The sequence below is a fragment of the Photobacterium sp. GJ3 genome (assembly GCF_018199995.1).
In the GTDB taxonomy this organism is placed as follows: Bacteria; Pseudomonadota; Gammaproteobacteria; order Enterobacterales; family Vibrionaceae; genus Photobacterium.
Map to the genome: position 1 here is coordinate 790,585 of NZ_CP073578.1, position 19,011 is coordinate 809,595.

Here is a 19,011-nt window from a genome sequence, read left to right on the forward strand (position 1 = left end):
AGTCCGCAAGTGCGGACTTCTTTTTTTTTGTGCCTTTTTTTATAATCGCCGTTTGAATTTTCTGGGGCTGTCTGCTGGCAGCCCGTGACGTAAGAGTGTAACGATGCGAATTGCCCTTGGGATTGAGTACGACGGAAGCCGCTATTATGGTTGGCAGCGTCAGCGGGATGTCGACAGTGTTCAGGGAAGACTGGAAGCCGCGCTGAGTAAAATTGCCAATCAGGACATTGAAGTCCAGTGTGCCGGTCGAACCGATGCCGGGGTGCACGGAACAGGTCAGGTGGTTCACTTCGACTGTGATGTGCCCCGTAAGCTGGTCGCCTGGACCATGGGCACCAATGCACATTTGCCCAAAGATATTGCGGTTCGCTGGGCGCATGAAGTCCCGGATGATTTTCATGCCCGATTCAGTGCAACCGCACGTCGTTACCGGTATGTGATTTACAATCATGCGTTGCGTCCTGCGATTCTCAGCAGCGGGATCAGCCATTACCACGGTGAGCTGGATGCAGAAAAGATGCACGAAGCAGGGCAGTATCTGCTGGGTGAGAATGACTTCACTTCTTTCCGTGCCGTGTTTTGCCAGTCGCGCAGCCCGTGGCGGAATGTGATGCATCTGAATGTCAGTCGCCAGGGACATTATGTGATCATCGATATCAAAGCCAATGCTTTTGTCCATCATATGGTCCGCAACATTACTGGCAGCCTGATTAAGGTCGGGCGCGGTGAAGAGAAGCCAGAGTGGATTCAGTGGTTGCTGGCTCAGAAAGATCGCACGTTGGCAGGCGCAACAGCCAAAGCGGAAGGCTTATATCTGGTTGAGGTGGATTACCCGGAAACTTACGCGTTACCCGTGGTTCCGGTGGGGCCGCTGTTTCTGTAAAAGACGGGCGTCTGATGAACTGATCTGATGTTCGGTTCACATTGATTTACGAAAAAATATGCAGCTTCGTTCACACTGCAACCAAGACACACTAGAATTGAACAAAACTTCATCATTTGATGATTGGGGAACAGAAAACTGGTCGGGCAATTTTCTTGAGCTAAGATCCCGTTAACTGGTTATTTCCACAAGGTACTACCAGTTTTTTATCTACACTGACTCGAGTTTGTGTTTTAATTCCTGACTTGAAAATTATCGAATTGATTATCCTTTGCCTTCGGGCGTGGGAGTTGTAAATGAAAGGTCATTCATGAGCTGGCTTGAAAAGATCCTCACAAAAAGCAACATTGTATCGTCTCGTAAAGCTTCCATTCCGGAAGGGGTGTGGACGAAATGTACCTCCTGTGAGCAGGTACTGTACTACGCAGACCTCGAGCGCAATCTGGAAGTTTGCCCGAAGTGTGATCATCACATGCGAATGAAAGCCCGTCGCCGTCTGGAAACCTTCCTGGATGAAGAAGGTCAGGTGGAGATTGCTGCTGAACTCGAACCCAAAGATCACCTGAAATTCCGCGATTCAAAAAAATACAAAGACCGTATTACCGCAGCGCAGAAAACCAGTGGTGAAAAAGACGCGCTGGTTGCGATGAAAGGCACACTGCTGCAACAGCCGATTGTGGCCTGCGCATTTGAATTCAGCTTTATGGGCGGTTCCATGGGCTCTGTGGTGGGTGCGAAGTTTGTCCGTGCGGTTGATGAAGCCATTGCTAACGATTGTGGTTTAGTGTGCTTCTCTGCCAGTGGTGGTGCCCGGATGCAGGAAGCGCTGATGTCGCTGATGCAAATGGCTAAAACCAGTGCAGCACTGGAACGTCTGTCTGCCAAAGGTCTGCCGTTTGTCTCTGTGCTGACGGATCCGACAATGGGCGGTGTGTCTGCCAGTCTGGCGATGCTGGGCGATATCAATATCGGTGAGCCGAAAGCATTGATTGGTTTCGCCGGTCAGCGCGTCATTGAGCAAACCGTGCGTGAAAAGCTGCCGGAAGGTTTCCAGCGCAGTGAGTTCCTGCTGGAGCATGGTGCAATTGATATGATTGTCGACCGCCGCGAAATGCGTCAGCGCATTGGTGGTTTGCTGGCGAAGATGACCAATACACCGTCTCCGCTGGTTGTCCCGGTTGTTCAGGAGCCTGTCGCAGATTCTGAAGCCGATGCAGAATCTGCTGAGGACAAGGCATAAGCCGATTCCCTTCTTAACGCCTGGCCTCTGCCAGGCGTTTTTCTTTCCGGAAGCCCGAGCAGGATGTCATGTCAGCGAACGGTGAAAACTGGTTGCTGGCTGTTCAATTTTGTCATTGTTCCACAATTCCGGCCTCCGATGACGCAGCAAGCATTAAATTTCGCCTGCTTCATGCTACATTATGCCCCATCTTCTTTATCAAATTAGTTAGTACGGTTACATGTCTGATACCTCTGCAATGCCGCTGTCTGTTCCTTCGGCACATTCACCTTTGAACGATTGGTTCACGTATCTGGAGAATCTTCATACCAGTGCCATTGATCTGGGTCTGGAGCGTGTTCAGGCCGTCGGGGATCGAGCCGGTTTGCGCAAACCGGCACCGACTGTGATTACTGTGGCCGGGACCAACGGCAAAGGCTCGACCTGTGCCATTCTGGAAAGTATTTTGCTGCAGGCGGGATATACTGTGGGCGTCTACAGTTCCCCTCATCTGGTGCGATATAACGAACGCGTTCGGGTGAATGGTGCAGAACTGCCGGATCATGAACACAGCCAGGCTTTTGCGGCGGTAGAAGCGTTTCGGGAAACGACCAGCCTGAGCTTTTTTGAGTTCGGGACGCTGGCTGCGCTGCAACTCTTTAAGATGCACCAGGTCGAAGTTTTGGTTCTGGAAGTGGGGCTGGGGGGCCGGTTGGATGCCACCAATATTGTCGATCATGATGTGTCGGTGATCACTAGCCTGGCGATTGACCATGTGGACTGGCTGGGCGACGACATTGAAGTGATTGGCTATGAAAAAGCCGGTATCTTCCGTGCCGATAAGCCGGCCATTTGCGGGCAGCCTAATCCGCCCGCCTCGGTGGCCGCGCATGCGGACAGTATTGGTGCAGAGCTGTATCAGGTCGGTTATCAGTATACGTATGAGCAGTCAGGCGAAACCTGGAACTGGAAATGTGGTGCATTTGATATGGAACAATTGCCGTTGCCGGCATTGCCATTACCGAATGCGGCCACCGCTTTGATGGCACTGGGGGTCGCTGAACTCGACATCACGGATCAGCATATTGTTGCCGGTCTGGCGAAAGTGCGTCTGGCGGGGCGGATGGAAACCGTTTCGGATCAGCCACTCATCTTGCTGGATGTGGCCCATAACCCCCATTCTGCACACTATCTGGCGCGTCAGCTCAAAGCGCTGAAGAATATTCGCGAAGTCGGACAGATCCATGGTGTGGTTGCCATGCTGAAAGATAAAGATATCGCGTCGACACTCGATGAAATGCGCGCGGTGATCAATGTCTGGTATCCGGCGTCACTGACCGGACCAAGAGCAGCTTCGGCACAGCAGCTTGCTGATCATCTGAATTATTCCGGCCAGATGTTCGGTGAGCCGGTGCAGGCGTATCAGTCAGCACTGGCAGCGGCTCAACCGGAAGATGTGGTGATTGTCTTCGGTTCTTTTCATACCGTTGGTGAAGTGTCCGCTCACATTCAGTCAACTCAGGAGTAAGTGTGGCGAGTAAATTTCAAAGCAGACTGGTCGGCACCATTGTGCTGGTCGCCATTGGGGTGATCTTCTTGCCTGATTTCTTTGATGGCAAGAAGCAGCATTTTCAGGAGCAGTTTGCCAGCATTCCGCTCCAGCCTCAGGCGGGCGGTGAAGAAACATACACGGCAATTCCTGAACCTGTGGATGCAGAAGCGGAATTGCCACCGATGCCAGTCACTGAGCAAATCGCAGGTCAGCCTGTGACTCAGTCATCCGTTCAGGAAAAAGATCCGGTGTCGGTAAAAACCCAACCGCAGGGGGAGCCGCAGCCGGGACATTTGGACAGTGGCTGGGTGATTCAGTTGGGGGTATTCCGCAATTTCGAGAATGCGCACCTGCTGGTTGAAAAACTGAGAAGTAAAGGTTATCAGGCGCATGTCCTGCCAAAACAGCTCAAACCAGGCGATTTGGCTAGAGTTGTCGTTGGACCTGAAATCAGTAAGGATTCTCTGTCAGGAAAAGTAGACGATTTGCGTCAGCTCACCGGACTGAACGGGCAATTGCTCAGATTTAACCCACTAAACCCTTAGGTAAACGTTTGCGTTCTGATTTTTTCTGTTAGAATACGCGCCAACAACAAGAATTATATAGAAGATGATCTGGATTGATTTTGTCATTTTAGGGGTGATTGGCTTCTCTGCACTGGTCAGTTTGATCCGTGGTTTTGTCAAAGAAGCGTTGTCACTGGTGATTTGGTTTGCCGCCTTTTTTGTAGCCAGCAATTTTTATCAGGAGCTGGCGGCATACTTTACCAACATTCAGGATGAACTCATCCGAAATGGCAGTGCGATTGCGGTGTTGTTTATTGCGACCCTGATTGTGGGCGCAGTGGTCAATTATGTGATCGGGCAGCTGGTGCAGAAAACGGGCTTGTCCGGGACTGACCGAGTCTTGGGTGTCGTGTTCGGGGGCGTACGCGGTGTGCTGATCATTGCTGCGTTGTTATTTTTCCTCGATGCTTTCACTGGATTTCCGAAGTCCGACTGGTGGCAGGCGTCTCAGTTAATTCCGCAGTTTGGTGTGGTGATTGAGTGGTTTTTCTCTTATCTGAAAGAGAGTTCGAGTTTTCTTCCCGGCGCGTTATAGCGCCGGATTTATATCAGTTGTATTGCGTAACAGCGAGGGAGACATTGATCTGAGCGAGTTGTAAAGGCTCAGGGATAACACGCTGTTACTCAATGCAATTATTGATGATCCATAACGAGGATTTAAGACATGTGTGGTATTGTCGGAATCGTGGGAAACACCCCGGTTAACCAGTCTATTTATGATGCACTGACCGTGTTACAACATCGTGGCCAGGATGCCGCGGGTATTGTTACCCTGGAAAGCAATCGTTTTCGTCTTCGTAAGGCGAACGGCCTGGTGCGCGATGTGTTCGAAGCAAAACACATGCAGCGCCTGCAAGGGACGGTCGGAATCGGCCATGTCCGTTATCCGACCGCGGGAAGCTCAAGTGCCTCAGAGGCTCAGCCTTTTTATGTGAACTCCCCCTACGGGATTACACTGGCACACAACGGCAACCTGACCAATGCCGCCGACATCCGGGACTCTCTGTTCGAGCAGGCCCGCCGTCACGTGAACACGTCGTCGGATTCTGAGATCCTGCTGAATGTGCTGGCCCATCAGTTGGAAGGTGCGACGAACTATCCGCTGACTTCTGATGATATTTTCTCTGCGGTGCGTGCTGTACATAAGATGGTGCGTGGTGCTTACGCTGTGGTTGCCATGGTGATTGGTCATGGCCTGATTGCCTTCCGTGACCCGCACGGTATCCGCCCGTTGTGTCTGGGCAAACGCGAAGTCGACGGCAAAGTGGAATACATGGTGGCGTCAGAGTCGGTTGCGCTGGACGCGGTCGGTTTTCACTTCATGCGTGATGTTGCGCCGGGCGAAGCGGTTTATATCAGCTTTGATGGCCAACTGTCCACAGAACAATGTGCCGAGAACCCTGCACTGAATCCTTGTGTCTTTGAATTTGTTTATTTTGCCCGCCCGGATTCTTTCATCGATAAGATTTCTGTTTACAGTGCCCGTTTGAACATGGGTAAAAAGCTGGGCGAAAAAATCAAACGGGAATGGGATGATCTGGACATTGATGTTGTCATTCCAATTCCGGAAACCTCCTGTGACAGTGCGCTGGAAATTGCCCGTACCCTTGACAAACCTTACCGTCAGGGATTTGTGAAGAACCGTTATGTTGGACGGACCTTCATCATGCCGGGTCAGCAATTACGCCGGAAGTCGGTGCGCCGTAAACTCAATGCCATCAGCTCTGAGTTCAAGGGCAAGAATGTCCTGCTGATTGATGACTCAATCGTGCGTGGGACGACATCAGAGCAGATCATCGAAATGGCTCGTGAAGCGGGCGCAAATAAGGTGTATCTGGCGTCTGCGGCACCAGAAATCCGTTTCCCTAATGTTTATGGGATAGACATGCCGAGTGCGAATGAGCTGATTGCCCATGGCCGCGAGGTGGACGAGATCTGTAAGATGATTGGTGCCGATGGCCTGATTTTCCAGGATCTGGAAGACCTGGTTGAAGCGGTGGCAGAAGGCAATCCGGATATTCAGCTGTTCGAAACGTCTGTCTTTAACGGCAATTACGTGACAGGTGATGTGAACCAGCAATATCTGGAATACCTGGAAACGCTGCGCAGCGAAGATGCAAAAACACAGCGCGAGATTCAGCAGGAACTGGCGAATTTGGAACTCTACAACGAAGGCGTGTAATCCGCCCGTTGTGAACCAGCTGAAAAAGGCAAGCGCGAGCTTGCCTTTTTGCTTTTTCCGGTTTGAAACAGTTGTTGTTTAATGACTGAATTGCGGCCCAATCCCGACATTCCACAAAATCACAGAACCAGCAATGATCGACACCAGCAGGACCAGTCCACAGGTCACAATGGAACTGGCGTATATAAAGCCGCGCTCTTCAGGAATGTGCATCAGAATTGGCACACCGGTATAGAGCAGATAAACCGAATATGAAATGCCCACCAGACCAGCCATCATCAGAAACCACAATTGCGGATAGAGTGCCGCGACGCTAATCATGAAGAGTGGGGTCGCGGTGTAGGCTGCTAATTCCAGTGCTTGTGTATACGTTGGGGTTGAACCGAAGGTATGACTCATCCAGTAAGTGAGGTAAGCGAGTGCAAACACACCGCCAATCAACGCAAAATACATGGCCACCGACATCCCCAGCGCACTGGCCGGTGTCAGGAAAATCGGGTCAACGGCACCCACACGCCAGCCAATGAACACGCTGGAAATATAGGCAAAAATCGGGGGTAACAATGCAATCAGCAGAATGTGACTCAGACTGCTTTGCACGCCTTCGTGTTGCTCATCAATGTTTTTCCACTCTTTTTTGGGATGAGTGTAAAGCCCGAATAAATGTCCCAGAATCATAACCTATCCTCGTTATTTAGGGTGCATCATGCACAACGTATTACAGGTTGTTGTTCAGAACACTTCAGTGTTGATCCGGACACCCGTTGTGTTCTCTTCTCTATAACATTTAGTCGGGCTTCGGGCGCTTGGCAAGATTGTGAATCACCAAGCATTCCCAAGATGTGAGGTTGGCAGACCTCGGCTCAGCATTCAGGACGTACTGAAGTAATGGCTGGCAAATTCAATGAAGAGGCGCAGTTTTTCAGGCTGGTGATCTTTGTGGTTATACAACAGGTAAACATTTCTCGGGTTGGCGGACCAGCTTTCCAGGACACGGATCAATTCACCGCTCTGAATGTATTTCTCCAGCATCGCATCTGGCATCAGTGTGATGCCCAGTCCGGACACACAGGCTTTACGAACCACATTGAGCTGGTTGGATTCGAACCGACCTTTCTCATTCACCGTGATGGTTTCACCATTTTTGTTCGACAGTCGCCAGCGAAGCAGAGGTGAGCCCTTGAGCAGCGCATGTTCCGACAGCTCCTGGGCATGGGTCGGCGCCGGATGGCGGCGTAAGTAGTCCGGGCTGGCGACGAGAATGTCTTCGACGGCATTAATTTTTCTGGCGATGAGCGCTGAATCACGCTGCGGGCCGACACGAAAGATCACATCCCAGTCGGTTGGATCCAATTGCTCGGGTTCGTTACTGAGGAAGAGTTCAATGCTGATGGCCGGATGCTCATGCATGAATGCATTCAGCATGGGTTGCAGCATCACTTTGCTCAGGTTGGTTGGTGCGGCAATTCTCAGACGTCCACTGGCGCCTTTGGATTCATCCCGGATATGTTCGGCGGTATCCAGCAACTGCTGCAGGAGCGGCGTACACAGCTGGTAGTACTGCTGGCCGGCTTCCGTTAAAGAAAGCTTGCGGGCATGGCGATTCAGCAAACGCAGATTCAGGCTGTCTTCCAGTGCCTGAATACGTCGGGTCAAGGTTGCGACCGGCACCTGATATTTTCGGGAGGCTGCTGTGTAGCTTCCTTCTTCAACGACGATCCGGAACAGGTTTAAATCATCTAACTTCATAGGCGATGTTGAGATCGATATGGGAAAGTGGGAATTGTATAACAAAATACTCAATGTGAAGAGGTTAAGATTTCGAGTATCGAATTAAGTGGTGGTGACGGCGTTGAGAACCACCAACGGACAGGGCCAGATGTTGAGCGAGCTAGCAGAATACTAAAACTAAAGTTGAGAGCGGGTCTTCAAGCCTGACGTTGCAGGGTTTAGCACCTATTCTAAAGGGAAGCCCCTCACGTGTGATTGACGCGTCAGACGATTTCATCCACAAGGAAACCGCTGCTCTGCAGAAATTTATTCTGTGTACTTGGCCCATTGCAACCTGGAGGGCATACGCATTGTTAGAAGGTAAAGAAGTTCTCATTGTCGAGGATGACCCGGTTTTTCGCCGGATGATCACTGGATTCCTGCAGTCTCAGGGATGCGAGACCCGGGAGGCTGAAGATGGTCTCGCTGGCTTGCGCGCACTTCGTGACGGCATTCCGGATATCTTATTGTGTGATCTGGCAATGCCTGTGCTGACCGGCATGGAATTTGTGGAAGAAGTCTCGCTGCAGTATCCCATGGTCCCTGTGATTGTGATTTCCGGCACCGGTGAGATGGCTGATGTCGCCAATGCACTCCGGCACGGTGTGAAAGATTTTCTGGTGAAGCCACTTGATAACATCATGGTGCTGAAAGCAGCCTTGATGTCTGTGCTGAAAGCTCAGGACAACAGTGCTGAGTACTCAGATTTTTCCAGCCAGTTGTTGCAGCATGACACCGCTGTTGATGACGAGTTGAAATGGCATATTGAGGAGTTGGAGTCCAACCCTGAAATTGCCCGGGAACTCCTGGTGGGTTTGATGCCGGAAACGCAATCTCGTCAAGGAGACTGGCAACTCAATTACTGTGTGCTGCAATCTGCAGATGTTCTGCCCGTATTGCTGGATTACACCTGGCTCATGGACGGACGTCTGGCGTTTTATCTGTTAGATGCTGAATCTGGTGGACGTCGTGGTGCTGCGACCGTGCTGTTGATTCGCGCCTTGTTCAATGACTATCTGCGAAAACGCATGGCGTTTGAGAATGATTTGAACAGCATGCTGGCAGCGATCGAGCAAGGGATGCAACAGTCCGGTTATGCAGTGCCGGTTCGGGGACTGTTTGGTATCTTTGATGCCTGTGACCGGAATTTGTCGGTGATTTCCGTGGGTTCTGAAGCGATGCTCAAGACGAGTGAAGGTGAACGAACAATGGCTGCGGGAGAATATCTGGGCCAGGGTGCCCGGAAAAACCCGGTCAGTGAGCATATTTTACCGCCTTCCGGGGCACGGCTGTCACTCAGTAAAATCGGGACCACAAATTTCAGTGTGACGATTCAGCGTTTAGAAGCCATGAAGGATGCTGGAGACCATCCGGTTATCAAAGCAAAAACAAGGTTTCAGTAACGATAAAAAACTCACTTAGCATGATTTATCAACAGCTTGACGCAAAAGCGCACGTGAATTCGCTGCGAGACTGAATCTGGCAATGGAATCGGTTGAGGTTTGGGTCTCTCTCCATATAATCACTATGAGTGAAAAGTTACCTGAGCAGAGGCGTTATGAAAGATTGGTTTTTACTATATTGCAAGCGGAGTGAACAAGAGCGCGCAGTAGTCAATCTGGAACGCCAGAGCGTCACATGTTATTACCCGCAGGTGACGGTAGAAAAATTGGTTCGTGGTAAACGCGTGACGGCGAACGAACCGCTGTTTCCCAATTATATGTTTGTCCGGTTCGATCCTGAGCAAGTCAGCTATACAACGGTACGTTCAACCCGTGGTGTGGCTGATTTCATCCGTCAGGGGCCTTATCCCCAAAAAGTGCAACCTGAGTTGTTGCATCAGTTGATGATGAATGAAAACAGTGAAGCGCATCGGGAAAAACTGTCGAATCTGCCTAAGCCTGGCGAATCAATGGAGCTTCAGCGAGGTCAGTTTCAGGGCCTTGAAGCCATTTATCAGGAGCCGGACGGCGAAAAGCGTTCTTTCATGCTGATTCATTTACTGGGCAAGCCAGTGAAGGTCAGTGTCGATAATGCGGATATCGTGCGGCGTTGAGCCGCATTGTCCGCCCCGCCACACCTTTCTGCCGTAATCCGTTGTCATAGTGGTGCAGGTCACGTTTTTACATCCGTGATACCTCGCTGTCATCATGCATCTTTGTTATATTGCGGCAGACAATGACAACTTACATGGATAATGCAATGCAAAAGACTTCCCCAGTTCGTAAAGCGGTCATTCCTGTAGCCGGTTTAGGAACCAGGATGCTGCCTGCCACGAAGGCAATTCCTAAAGAAATGCTGCCGATTGTGGACAAGCCATTGATTCAGTATGTGGTGAACGAGTGTGTCGCCGCAGGCATTAAGGAAATAGTGCTCGTCACACATTCTTCGAAAAATTCGATCGAAAACCATTTCGACACCTCGTTTGAGCTGGAAGCGACGCTGGAAAAGCGTGTGAAACGCCAGCTGCTGGATGAAGTCCAGAATATCTGCCCGAGTGATGTGACCATCATGCATGTTCGTCAGGGACAGGCGAAAGGCCTTGGCCACGCTGTCTTGTGTGCGCGTCCGCTGGTTGGCGATGCTCCTTTTGCCGTTGTACTGCCAGATGTCATTCTGGACGATGCAGCCAGCGACCTGCGTCGCGAGAATATGGCTGCGATGGTGAATCTGTTCAATGAGACAGGTGTCAGTCAGGTGATGGTTGAGCCGGTGCCGATGTCGGAAGTTTCCAGTTATGGTGTCGCGGATATCAATGGAGAGCAGATCGAACCCGGTGAGTCAGCTCCCATGTCACAAGTCGTTGAAAAACCATCGCAAGAAGATGCGCCATCGAATCTGGCAATTGTGGGCCGTTATATTCTGCCTGCTGAGATCTGGGATATTCTGGCGAAGACGCCTGTGGGTGCCGGTGACGAAATTCAGCTGACAGACGCCATTGCGATGCTGATGGACAAGCAGCCTGTGCATGCTTTCCACATGACAGGCAAGAGCCATGACTGTGGCAGCAAACTCGGCTATATGCAGGCATTCGTCGAGTATGGCCTGCGTCACCCGCAACTGGGTGAAGCATTTGCGGCTTACCTGAAAGGTGTCGCGAAATAATTGATTCCCTAGAGAATCAGATTCCAGATGATTAAAAAGCGAGGGTGACCTCGCTTTTTTGGTTTTTGCGGTGGGCTGCGTTTTTATCTTTCGTGGAACTGTTCGCAGGCAAGCAGCGTATTTTCGATCAGTGTTGCAACCGTCATGGGGCCCACACCGCCCGGGACTGGGGTGATGTGTTTGGCGCGCTGGCGGGCCGCATCATATTCGACATCGCCGGCCAAGGTTCCGTTATCCAGCCGGTTAATGCCGACATCAATCACGGTCGCACCGTCTTTGATCCAGTCTCCGGGAATAAAATTCGGTTTCCCGACGGCAACCACCAGAATATCCGCCTGACGGACATGGCTTTCCAGATCCTGAGTAAAGCGGTGGCAGGTTGTTGTTGTCGCACCTGCCAGCAGCAGTTCAAGAGTCATCGGGCGGCCGACAATATTTGAAGCGCCCACGATGACCGCATGCTTGCCGCGCGCCTGGATGTTGTATCGTTCCAGTAGGGTGATGATGCCTTTCGGGGTACATGAACGCAGTTTAGGAATGCGCTGGCACAGGCGACCGACGTTATACGGGTGGAAACCATCGACATCTTTTTCCGGGTTGATATGTTCCAGTACTTTAGTTGAGTCGATGCCTGCCGGAAGCGGTAGCTGGACCAGAATACCGTCAATACTGCTGTCAGCATTCAGTTCATCGATCAGCGACAGAAGTGCGTCTTCTGTGGTGTTGCCGGGTAAATCAAATGAACGGGAGATAAAGCCCACTTCTTCACAGGCCTTGCGCTTGCTGCCTACATAGATTTGCGAAGCAGGATCCTGACCCACCAGAATCACAGCCAGCCCGGGTGCGCGTAAGCCTGCATCGGTGCGCGCTTTGACGCGTGCAGCAACTTCTTGTCTGACAGTTTGGGAGATGAGTTTTCCATCAATGATTTGAGCGGCCATGGTTTTCCTTCGTGCAGAAATAAACTGAGCGGCGCTATTGTCGCAGAGACGACGGGGGAAATCCATAGCGCAAACGTTTGCTTTTTACGTGAGCCGTCATTTTTGTTGCGAGAGTTTTGCCTGGAATACCGACACAAGCAGAATGAAATCATCTGTTTCGTGCTTGATCTCATGATTTGCAGATCGTAAATGTAGCGATAAAGATCAGATTTTCTGCTTCCGCTGTCTTAACTTTAACCGCTTGATTCATTGGACACGGGAAAATCACGTTTTCCCGTTGACCTTGTTTTCAGGCAACGTATAATCCACTCCCGTTACGCGATATGCCGCGTATCATCTCCCTATCGATGCGCCCTTAGCTCAGTTGGATAGAGCACGTGCCTTCTAAGCATGTGGTCGCAGGTTCGAATCCTGCAGGGCGCGCCATCTCTTTTCCCGATTCCCGTATTTCCCGATTCACTCACTGTATTCTGATCGTTTCGATGTCAGCATGGGGCGCAGGTCTGTTCAATTTTCCTGCACTGAATCTACATTTGGATAAAAAAGCACGTGATCACGGCAATTTTTTCGGGTTTTCTATTGAAAATACGAAATCAGTCCCTATCTTGTCGTAAGGTTTGCGCTTGGTATGGTCCGGATGCCTCGACGAATGCGGGTGAGCCCGTTATAATACCGCGCTTTAATTTCACACTCATTGTCGATGGCAGTGAGACTGAAATTGACAGAATTCAGGCGTTATGGTGCGCAATGCCGTAACACGAAAGGATGCCAACGTCAGCAGCGCGCTGACGGGCAAAATAACTCAGTCAACCTGAGTCAGTTTTGAGGTTTATGAAAATGCAAGTTACCGTTGAAACCACTGAAGGCCTAGAGCGCCAAATTACGATCACTGTTCCTGCTGCGAACATCGAAGATGCTGTAACAGCTCAACTGAAGCAAATTGCTAAAACACGTCGTTTCGACGGTTTCCGTCCTGGTAAAGCTCCAATCAAGATGGTTGCTCGCATGTTCGGCGCATCTGTACGTCAGGATGTTCTGGGTGAAGTGATGCAGCGTCACTACATCGAAGCAATCATTCAGGAAAAAATTAACCCAGCAGGTGCACCAACGTTCACGCCAGTCGATATGGCTGAAGGTAAAGATCTGGTGTTCAAAGCAACATTTGAAGTTTTCCCAGAAATCGAACTGTCTGGTCTGGACAAAATCGCAGTTGAAAAACCAGCGGCTGAAGTGAAAGATGAAGACGTTGCACAAATGCTGGACACCCTGCGTAAGCAACAAGCGAGCTGGACTGAAGTCGATACTGCTGCTGCAGAAGACAGCCGTGTGACCCTCGACTTTACCGGTTCAATCGACGGTGAAGAGTTCGAAGGCGGTAAAGCTGAAGCATTCCCGCTGATGATGGGCCAAGGCCGCATGATTCCTGGCTTCGAAGAAGGTATCGTGGGTAAAAAAGCAGGTGAAGAGTTCAGCATCGACGTGACTTTCCCTGAAGATTACCATGCAGAAAACCTGAAAGGTAAAGCTGCGGTATTCGCAATTAAACTGCACAAAGTTGAAGCACAGGAACTGCCTGAGCTGACTGAAGAGTTCGTGAAGAAATTCGGAATTGAAGACGGTTCTGTTGACGGTCTGAAAGCTGAAGTTCGTAAGAACATGGAACGTGAACTGAAGCAGGCTATCAAAGGCCGCATCAAGGATCAGGTTCTGAACGGTCTGATCGAGCAAAACGACATCAACGTGCCTGCTGCACTGATTGATCAGGAAGTGAACACCCTGCGTCAGCAAGCAGTTCAGCGTTTCGGCGGTGATGCAAACAACGCACCTGAGCTGCCACGTGAGCTGTTCGAAGAGCAGGCGAAGCGTCGTGTTGTTGTGGGTCTGTTGCTGGGCGAAGTGATCAAGGCCGAAGAACTGAAAGCAGATGACGAGCGTGTTAAGGCGCTGATCACTGAAATGGCATCTGCTTATGAAGATCCTTCTGAAGTTGTTGCATACTACGAGAAGAATGAGCAGCTGATGAACAACATGCGTAATGTTGCTCTGGAAGAACAAGCGATTGATGCTCTACTGGCTAAAGCACAGATTTCAGAAAAAGAAATTAGCTTCAACGAGCTGATGAACCAACAGCAACCTGCTGCTTAATTGACTGAAATGACTGTAAAGATTTGACTTCGTTTCAAATCTTCTGCTAACAATGGTCCGTATGAGTCAATCATTCGGGCCATTAATTTTTTTGGGGAAATAAGGTTATGAGCTACCAAGATAATAATGCCATGTCGCCAATCATGAATGCGCTGGTTCCTATGGTGGTCGAGCAGACCTCTCGTGGTGAACGTTCCTACGACATCTATTCCCGGCTACTGAAAGAGCGTGTGATCTTCCTGACTGGTCAGGTTGAGGATCAGATGGCGAATCTGGTTGTGGCACAGCTGTTGTTCCTTGAGTCAGAAAATCCTGACAAAGATATTTTCCTGTACATTAACTCACCTGGCGGTTCTGTGACGGCAGGGATGTCGATTTATGACACCATGCAGCACATCAAACCTGATGTCAGCACCTTCTGTATGGGACAAGCCTGTTCCATGGGCGCTTTCCTGCTGGCAGGTGGTGCAAAAGGAAAACGTTTTTGCCTGCCAAATTCCCGGGTGATGATTCATCAGCCTCTGGGTGGTTTCCAGGGTCAGGCGTCTGATATTCAGATTCATGCGCAGGAAATTCTGACGATTAAACAGCGTTTGAATAAGCTGCTGGCTGAACATACGGGACAGCCGCTGGAAATCGTTGAAAGAGATACGGACCGGGACAACTTTATGTCCGCTGAGCAGGCGGCAGAGTATGGTCTGGTTGATGCCGTTTTGAATAAGCGTGACTAACGAGTCAGGATGATGCACAGTGTCCGTGTTGAGTGGGCAAGGTGACAGCAAAATGACGAGAGTTGTTATACACTCAAAACTAGGCAAAGATGGGTGAAACCCAAAATGAGGTTAGCGAATGACAGATAAGCGAAAAGAGAGTGGTAGTGGAAAACTGCTGTACTGCTCTTTCTGCGGTAAAAGTCAGCATGAAGTTCGCAAGCTGATTGCTGGCCCTTCTGTGTATATTTGCGATGAGTGCGTTGACCTGTGTAACGACATTATTCGTGAAGAAATCAAAGAAGTTATGCCAAAGCGCGATGGAAGTGAACTGCCAACGCCAAGAGAGATCCGCACGCATTTAGATGATTATGTCATCGGTCAGGATCACGCGAAAAAAGTTCTGGCTGTAGCTGTCTACAACCATTACAAGCGTCTGCGCAATGGGGATACCACCAGTGATGGTGTTGAACTGGGCAAAAGTAACATCCTGCTGATCGGCCCGACAGGGAGTGGTAAAACGTTGCTGGCTGAAACGCTGGCGCGGATGCTGGATGTGCCATTTACGATGGCAGATGCAACCACATTGACCGAAGCGGGTTATGTTGGTGAAGATGTCGAGAACATTATCCAGAAGCTGCTGCAAAAATGTGATTATGATGTTGCGAAAGCAGAGCGCGGTATTGTTTACATCGATGAGATCGACAAGATTTCCCGCAAATCCGACAACCCTTCAATTACCCGTGATGTCTCCGGTGAGGGTGTTCAGCAGGCATTGCTGAAGCTGATCGAAGGGACTGTTGCATCGGTACCGCCTCAGGGTGGACGTAAACATCCTCAGCAGGAATTCCTGCAGGTCGATACGTCGAAAATCCTGTTTATCTGCGGTGGTGCTTTTGCGGGTCTGGATAAAGTGGTTGAGCAGCGTGTTGCAACCAGCTCAGGCATTGGCTTCGGTGCGGAAGTCCGCTCGAAAGACAAACGCAGTACACTCAGTGATCTGTTCGAGAAAGTTGAGCCGGAAGATCTGGTGAAATATGGCCTGATCCCTGAATTCATCGGTCGTCTGCCTGTGACCGCAATTCTGAGTGAGCTGGATGAAGCTGCGCTGGTTCAAATTCTGCGTGAGCCGAAGAATGCGCTGACCAAGCAGTATGCAGCTTTGCTGGAACTGGAAAATGTTGAACTGGAATTCCGTGACGACGCACTGCAGGCGATTGCCCGCAAAGCGATGGAACGTAAAACTGGTGCGCGGGGTCTGCGCTCGATTGTTGAAGCGGTACTGTTGGATACCATGTACGAACTGCCATCGGCTGAAGGTGTGAGTAAAGTGGTGATCGATGAATCAGTGATCAAAGGTGAATCTGAGCCTTTGCTGATTTACGAGAACACTGAAAGCCAAGCCGCTGGCGGCGAGTAAGCGGTTGCTAAATGTACAGTTTGAATAAATAAAGGAGGCTTTGGCCTCCTTTTTGATTTTCTGGCAAATCGGCCGTTGAATCTTTGTATTCTGCCCCCATATACTCATGAAAAGAGACTGAACGGAAGAGAGAACAATATGAACCTGGAGCGTTCGGAACGCCTTGCCATTCCCGTTCTGCCACTGCGTGACGTGGTGGTCTACCCTCATATGGTTATTCCATTGTTTGTAGGCCGGGATAAATCTATTCGTTGCCTTGAAACCGCAATGGATAACGATAAACAAATTTTGTTAGTGGCCCAGAAAGAAGCGGCGACTGACGAACCCACCGTTGACGATCTCTATGATGTCGGCACCGTTGCCACGATTCTGCAATTGCTGAAACTACCGGACGGTACAGTCAAAGTTCTGGTTGAGGGGCAGCAGCGTGCCAGCATTCACAAGCTGACGGATGATGATTTCTTCAGTGCTGAAGCTGAGTTTCTGGTCACGCCAGAAATGGATGAGCGTGAGCAGGAAGTACTCGTTCGTACCGCAATCAGCCAGTTCGAAGGCTTTATCAAGCTGAATAAAAAGATTCCGCCAGAGGTGTTGACCTCCTTAAACGGAATTGATGAAGCTGCGCGTTTGGCTGACACCATTGCAGCGCATATGCCGCTGAAGTTGGGTGACAAACAAAAAGTGCTGGAAATTGTGGATATCACGGAGCGTCTTGAGTTCCTGATGGCTATGATGGAATCTGAGATTGACCTGCTGCAGGTGGAAAAACGCATCCGCGGCCGCGTGAAGAAACAGATGGAGAAAAGCCAGCGCGAGTATTACCTCAACGAGCAGATGAAAGCCATTCAGAAAGAACTGGGTGAGCTGGATGATGCGCCGGATGAGTTCGAGTCGTTGAAGAAGAAAATCGACGAATCGAAAATGCCTGCGGAAGCCCGTGAGAAAACAGAGCAGGAACTGCAAAAGCTGAAGATGATGTCGCCGATGTCAGCCGAAGCAACCGTGGTTCGTGGTTATATTGACTGGATGCTGAGTGTGCCATGGCACAAGCGGACCAAAGTCAAAAAAGATCTGTCCAAAGCCGAAGAGATTCTGAACGCTGACCACTATGGTCTGGAGCGGGTTAAAGACCGCATTCTGGAATATTTAGCGGTACAAAGCCGAATCAACAAACTGAAAGGTCCAATCCTGTGTCTGGTGGGACCTCCGGGTGTCGGTAAAACCTCGCTCGGTCAGTCGATTGCAGCAGCTACGGGTCGTAAGTATGTGCGGATGGCGCTGGGTGGCGTGCGTGATGAAGCGGAAATCCGTGGTCATCGCCGGACCTATATCGGTTCCATGCCGGGCAAGCTGATCCAGAAAATGTCAAAAGTGGGCGTGAAAAACCCATTGTTCCTGCTGGATGAGATCGACAAGATGTCGTCCGACATGCGTGGCGACCCGGCGTCAGCACTGCTGGAAGTGCTGGACCCTGAGCAGAATAATGCATTCAACGATCATTATCTGGAAGTCGATTACGATCTGTCGGATGTGATGTTTGTGGCAACGTCGAACTCCATGAACATTCCAGGTCCGTTGCTGGACCGGATGGAAGTGATTCGTTTGTCGGGCTATACCGAAGACGAGAAGCTGAATATCGCCAAGCGCCACCTGTTAGAAAAACAAGTGCAGCGCAATGGTCTGAAAAAAGGTGAAGTCGACATTGATGATTCAGCCATCATTGGCATCATCCGTTATTACACCCGTGAAGCCGGCGTTCGGAGCCTGGAGCGTGAAATCTCCAAGCTGTGTCGTAAAGCAGTGAAAGAGATTCTGCTCAACCCGGGTGTGAAGAAAGTCACCATCAATCAGGCGAACCTGAAGCAGTACCTGGGCGTTCAGCGTTTCGACTACGGTAAAGCTGAAGAGAGCAACCGGATTGGCCAGGTGACCGGATTGGCCTGGACTGAAGTGGGCGGCGATTTGCTGACGATTGAAACTGAGTCAATGCCAGGGAAGGGTAAACTGTCTTTCACCGGCTCTCTGGGCGATGTGATGCAGGAATCCATCCAGGCCGCGATGACGGTTGTTCGTACCCGTGCCGAGAAGCTGGGGATTAACAACGATTTCTATGAAAAGCGTGACATTCATGTTCACGTCCCTGAAGGTGCAACACCGAAAGATGGCCCGAGTGCAGGTATCGCGATGTGTACCGCGCTGGTGTCCAGTCTGACAGGGAATCCGGTTCGCAGCGATGTGGCCATGACGGGGGAAATTACCCTGCGTGGTGAGGTTCTGCCGATTGGTGGCCTGAAAGAAAAATTACTGGCAGCGCATCGTGGTGGCATCAAAACGGTGCTGATCCCGAAAGAGAACGAACGCGATCTGGAAGAGATTCCAGACAACGTAATTGCCGATCTGGAAGTGCGCCCGGTTCGCTGGATAGACGATGTGCTGCGTATTGCGCTGGAAAATAATCCGACCGGGATTGAGCTGGTCAACGCGCAAAACAGTGATATGCAGCAAAATTAGCACATGA

Annotated in this window: 16 protein-coding genes and 1 tRNA gene; 14 read left to right on the forward strand and 3 right to left on the reverse strand. The window is 50.5% G+C overall.

Going from position 1 to position 19,011, the window contains the following annotated elements:
* Window positions 1-103: 103 nt before the first annotated feature.
* From truA to purF, 6 genes are all read left to right on the forward strand, one after another.
* A complete protein-coding gene (truA, locus tag KDD30_RS03550; RefSeq protein ID WP_211647424.1) occupies window positions 104-883 on the forward strand; it encodes a tRNA pseudouridine(38-40) synthase TruA in 780 nt (259 codons plus the stop codon).
* A gap of 310 nt (window positions 884-1,193) precedes the next feature.
* Window positions 1,194-2,123 (forward strand): acetyl-CoA carboxylase, carboxyltransferase subunit beta, encoded by a 930-nt coding sequence (gene accD / locus KDD30_RS03555; RefSeq protein ID WP_211647425.1) that lies wholly within the window; start codon window positions 1,194-1,196, stop codon window positions 2,121-2,123.
* A 220-nt stretch (window positions 2,124-2,343) separates the two neighbouring features.
* Entirely contained in the window at window positions 2,344-3,630 is a 1,287-nt protein-coding gene (gene folC, locus KDD30_RS03560; RefSeq protein ID WP_211647426.1) for a bifunctional tetrahydrofolate synthase/dihydrofolate synthase, read from the forward strand.
* Window positions 3,631-3,632: 2 nt separating this feature from the next.
* Complete coding sequence (locus KDD30_RS03565; RefSeq protein ID WP_211647427.1) at window positions 3,633-4,199, forward strand: SPOR domain-containing protein; 567 nt, start codon at window positions 3,633-3,635, stop codon at window positions 4,197-4,199.
* 64 nt (window positions 4,200-4,263) lie between these two features.
* Window positions 4,264-4,755: a colicin V production protein gene (gene cvpA / locus KDD30_RS03570; RefSeq protein WP_211647428.1), complete on the forward strand. Its 492-nt coding sequence runs from the start codon at window positions 4,264-4,266 to the stop codon at window positions 4,753-4,755.
* A gap of 129 nt (window positions 4,756-4,884) precedes the next feature.
* Window positions 4,885-6,402 (forward strand): amidophosphoribosyltransferase, encoded by a 1,518-nt coding sequence (purF, locus tag KDD30_RS03575; RefSeq protein WP_211647429.1) that lies wholly within the window; start codon window positions 4,885-4,887, stop codon window positions 6,400-6,402.
* A gap of 78 nt (window positions 6,403-6,480) precedes the next feature.
* Here purF and KDD30_RS03580 read toward each other — a convergent pair whose 3' ends face one another.
* Together KDD30_RS03580 and KDD30_RS03585 are read right to left on the reverse strand one after the other, a co-directional pair.
* Complete coding sequence (locus KDD30_RS03580; protein ID WP_211647430.1) at window positions 6,481-7,080, reverse strand: Yip1 family protein; 600 nt, start codon at window positions 7,078-7,080, stop codon at window positions 6,481-6,483.
* 192 nt (window positions 7,081-7,272) lie between these two features.
* Window positions 7,273-8,151 carry a LysR family transcriptional regulator gene (locus KDD30_RS03585; protein WP_211647431.1) on the reverse strand — a complete coding sequence of 293 codons (879 nt, stop codon included), beginning with the start codon at window positions 8,149-8,151 and terminating at the stop codon, window positions 7,273-7,275.
* Between the two features lie 332 nt (window positions 8,152-8,483).
* Between KDD30_RS03585 and KDD30_RS03590 the strand changes: the two genes are divergently transcribed.
* The 3 genes from KDD30_RS03590 to galU all read left to right on the forward strand — a co-directional run bounded on the left by KDD30_RS03590 (window position 8,484) and on the right by galU (window position 11,277).
* A complete protein-coding gene (locus tag KDD30_RS03590; RefSeq protein WP_211647432.1) occupies window positions 8,484-9,575 on the forward strand; it encodes a response regulator in 1,092 nt (363 codons plus the stop codon).
* 155 nt (window positions 9,576-9,730) lie between these two features.
* Entirely contained in the window at window positions 9,731-10,228 is a 498-nt protein-coding gene (rfaH, locus tag KDD30_RS03595; RefSeq protein ID WP_211647433.1) for a transcription/translation regulatory transformer protein RfaH, read from the forward strand.
* 146 nt (window positions 10,229-10,374) lie between these two features.
* Window positions 10,375-11,277, forward strand: coding sequence for a UTP--glucose-1-phosphate uridylyltransferase GalU (gene galU, locus KDD30_RS03600; RefSeq protein WP_211647434.1), 903 nt, complete (start codon window positions 10,375-10,377; stop codon window positions 11,275-11,277).
* A gap of 83 nt (window positions 11,278-11,360) precedes the next feature.
* On the opposite strand, the gene folD is transcribed toward galU, so the two are convergent.
* Window positions 11,361-12,218, reverse strand: coding sequence for a bifunctional methylenetetrahydrofolate dehydrogenase/methenyltetrahydrofolate cyclohydrolase FolD (gene folD / locus KDD30_RS03605; RefSeq protein WP_249199185.1), 858 nt, complete (start codon window positions 12,216-12,218; stop codon window positions 11,361-11,363).
* A gap of 349 nt (window positions 12,219-12,567) precedes the next feature.
* Between folD and KDD30_RS03610 the strand changes: the two genes are divergently transcribed.
* The 5 genes from KDD30_RS03610 (at window position 12,568) to lon (ending at window position 19,004) form a co-directional block, all read left to right on the forward strand.
* Window positions 12,568-12,644 (forward strand) — tRNA-Arg (locus KDD30_RS03610).
* Between the two features lie 411 nt (window positions 12,645-13,055).
* The gene (tig, locus tag KDD30_RS03615) at window positions 13,056-14,363 is read left to right on the forward strand and encodes a trigger factor (protein WP_211647436.1); all 1,308 of its coding nucleotides are present in this window, start codon (window positions 13,056-13,058) and stop codon (window positions 14,361-14,363) included.
* A gap of 107 nt (window positions 14,364-14,470) precedes the next feature.
* The gene (gene clpP / locus KDD30_RS03620) at window positions 14,471-15,094 is read left to right on the forward strand and encodes an ATP-dependent Clp endopeptidase proteolytic subunit ClpP (RefSeq protein ID WP_211647437.1); all 624 of its coding nucleotides are present in this window, start codon (window positions 14,471-14,473) and stop codon (window positions 15,092-15,094) included.
* Between the two features lie 118 nt (window positions 15,095-15,212).
* Window positions 15,213-16,493 carry an ATP-dependent protease ATP-binding subunit ClpX gene (gene clpX / locus KDD30_RS03625; RefSeq protein ID WP_211647438.1) on the forward strand — a complete coding sequence of 427 codons (1,281 nt, stop codon included), beginning with the start codon at window positions 15,213-15,215 and terminating at the stop codon, window positions 16,491-16,493.
* A gap of 138 nt (window positions 16,494-16,631) precedes the next feature.
* Window positions 16,632-19,004 carry an endopeptidase La gene (gene lon / locus KDD30_RS03630; RefSeq protein WP_211647439.1) on the forward strand — a complete coding sequence of 791 codons (2,373 nt, stop codon included), beginning with the start codon at window positions 16,632-16,634 and terminating at the stop codon, window positions 19,002-19,004.
* The last annotated feature ends 7 nt before the right edge of the window (window positions 19,005-19,011 follow it).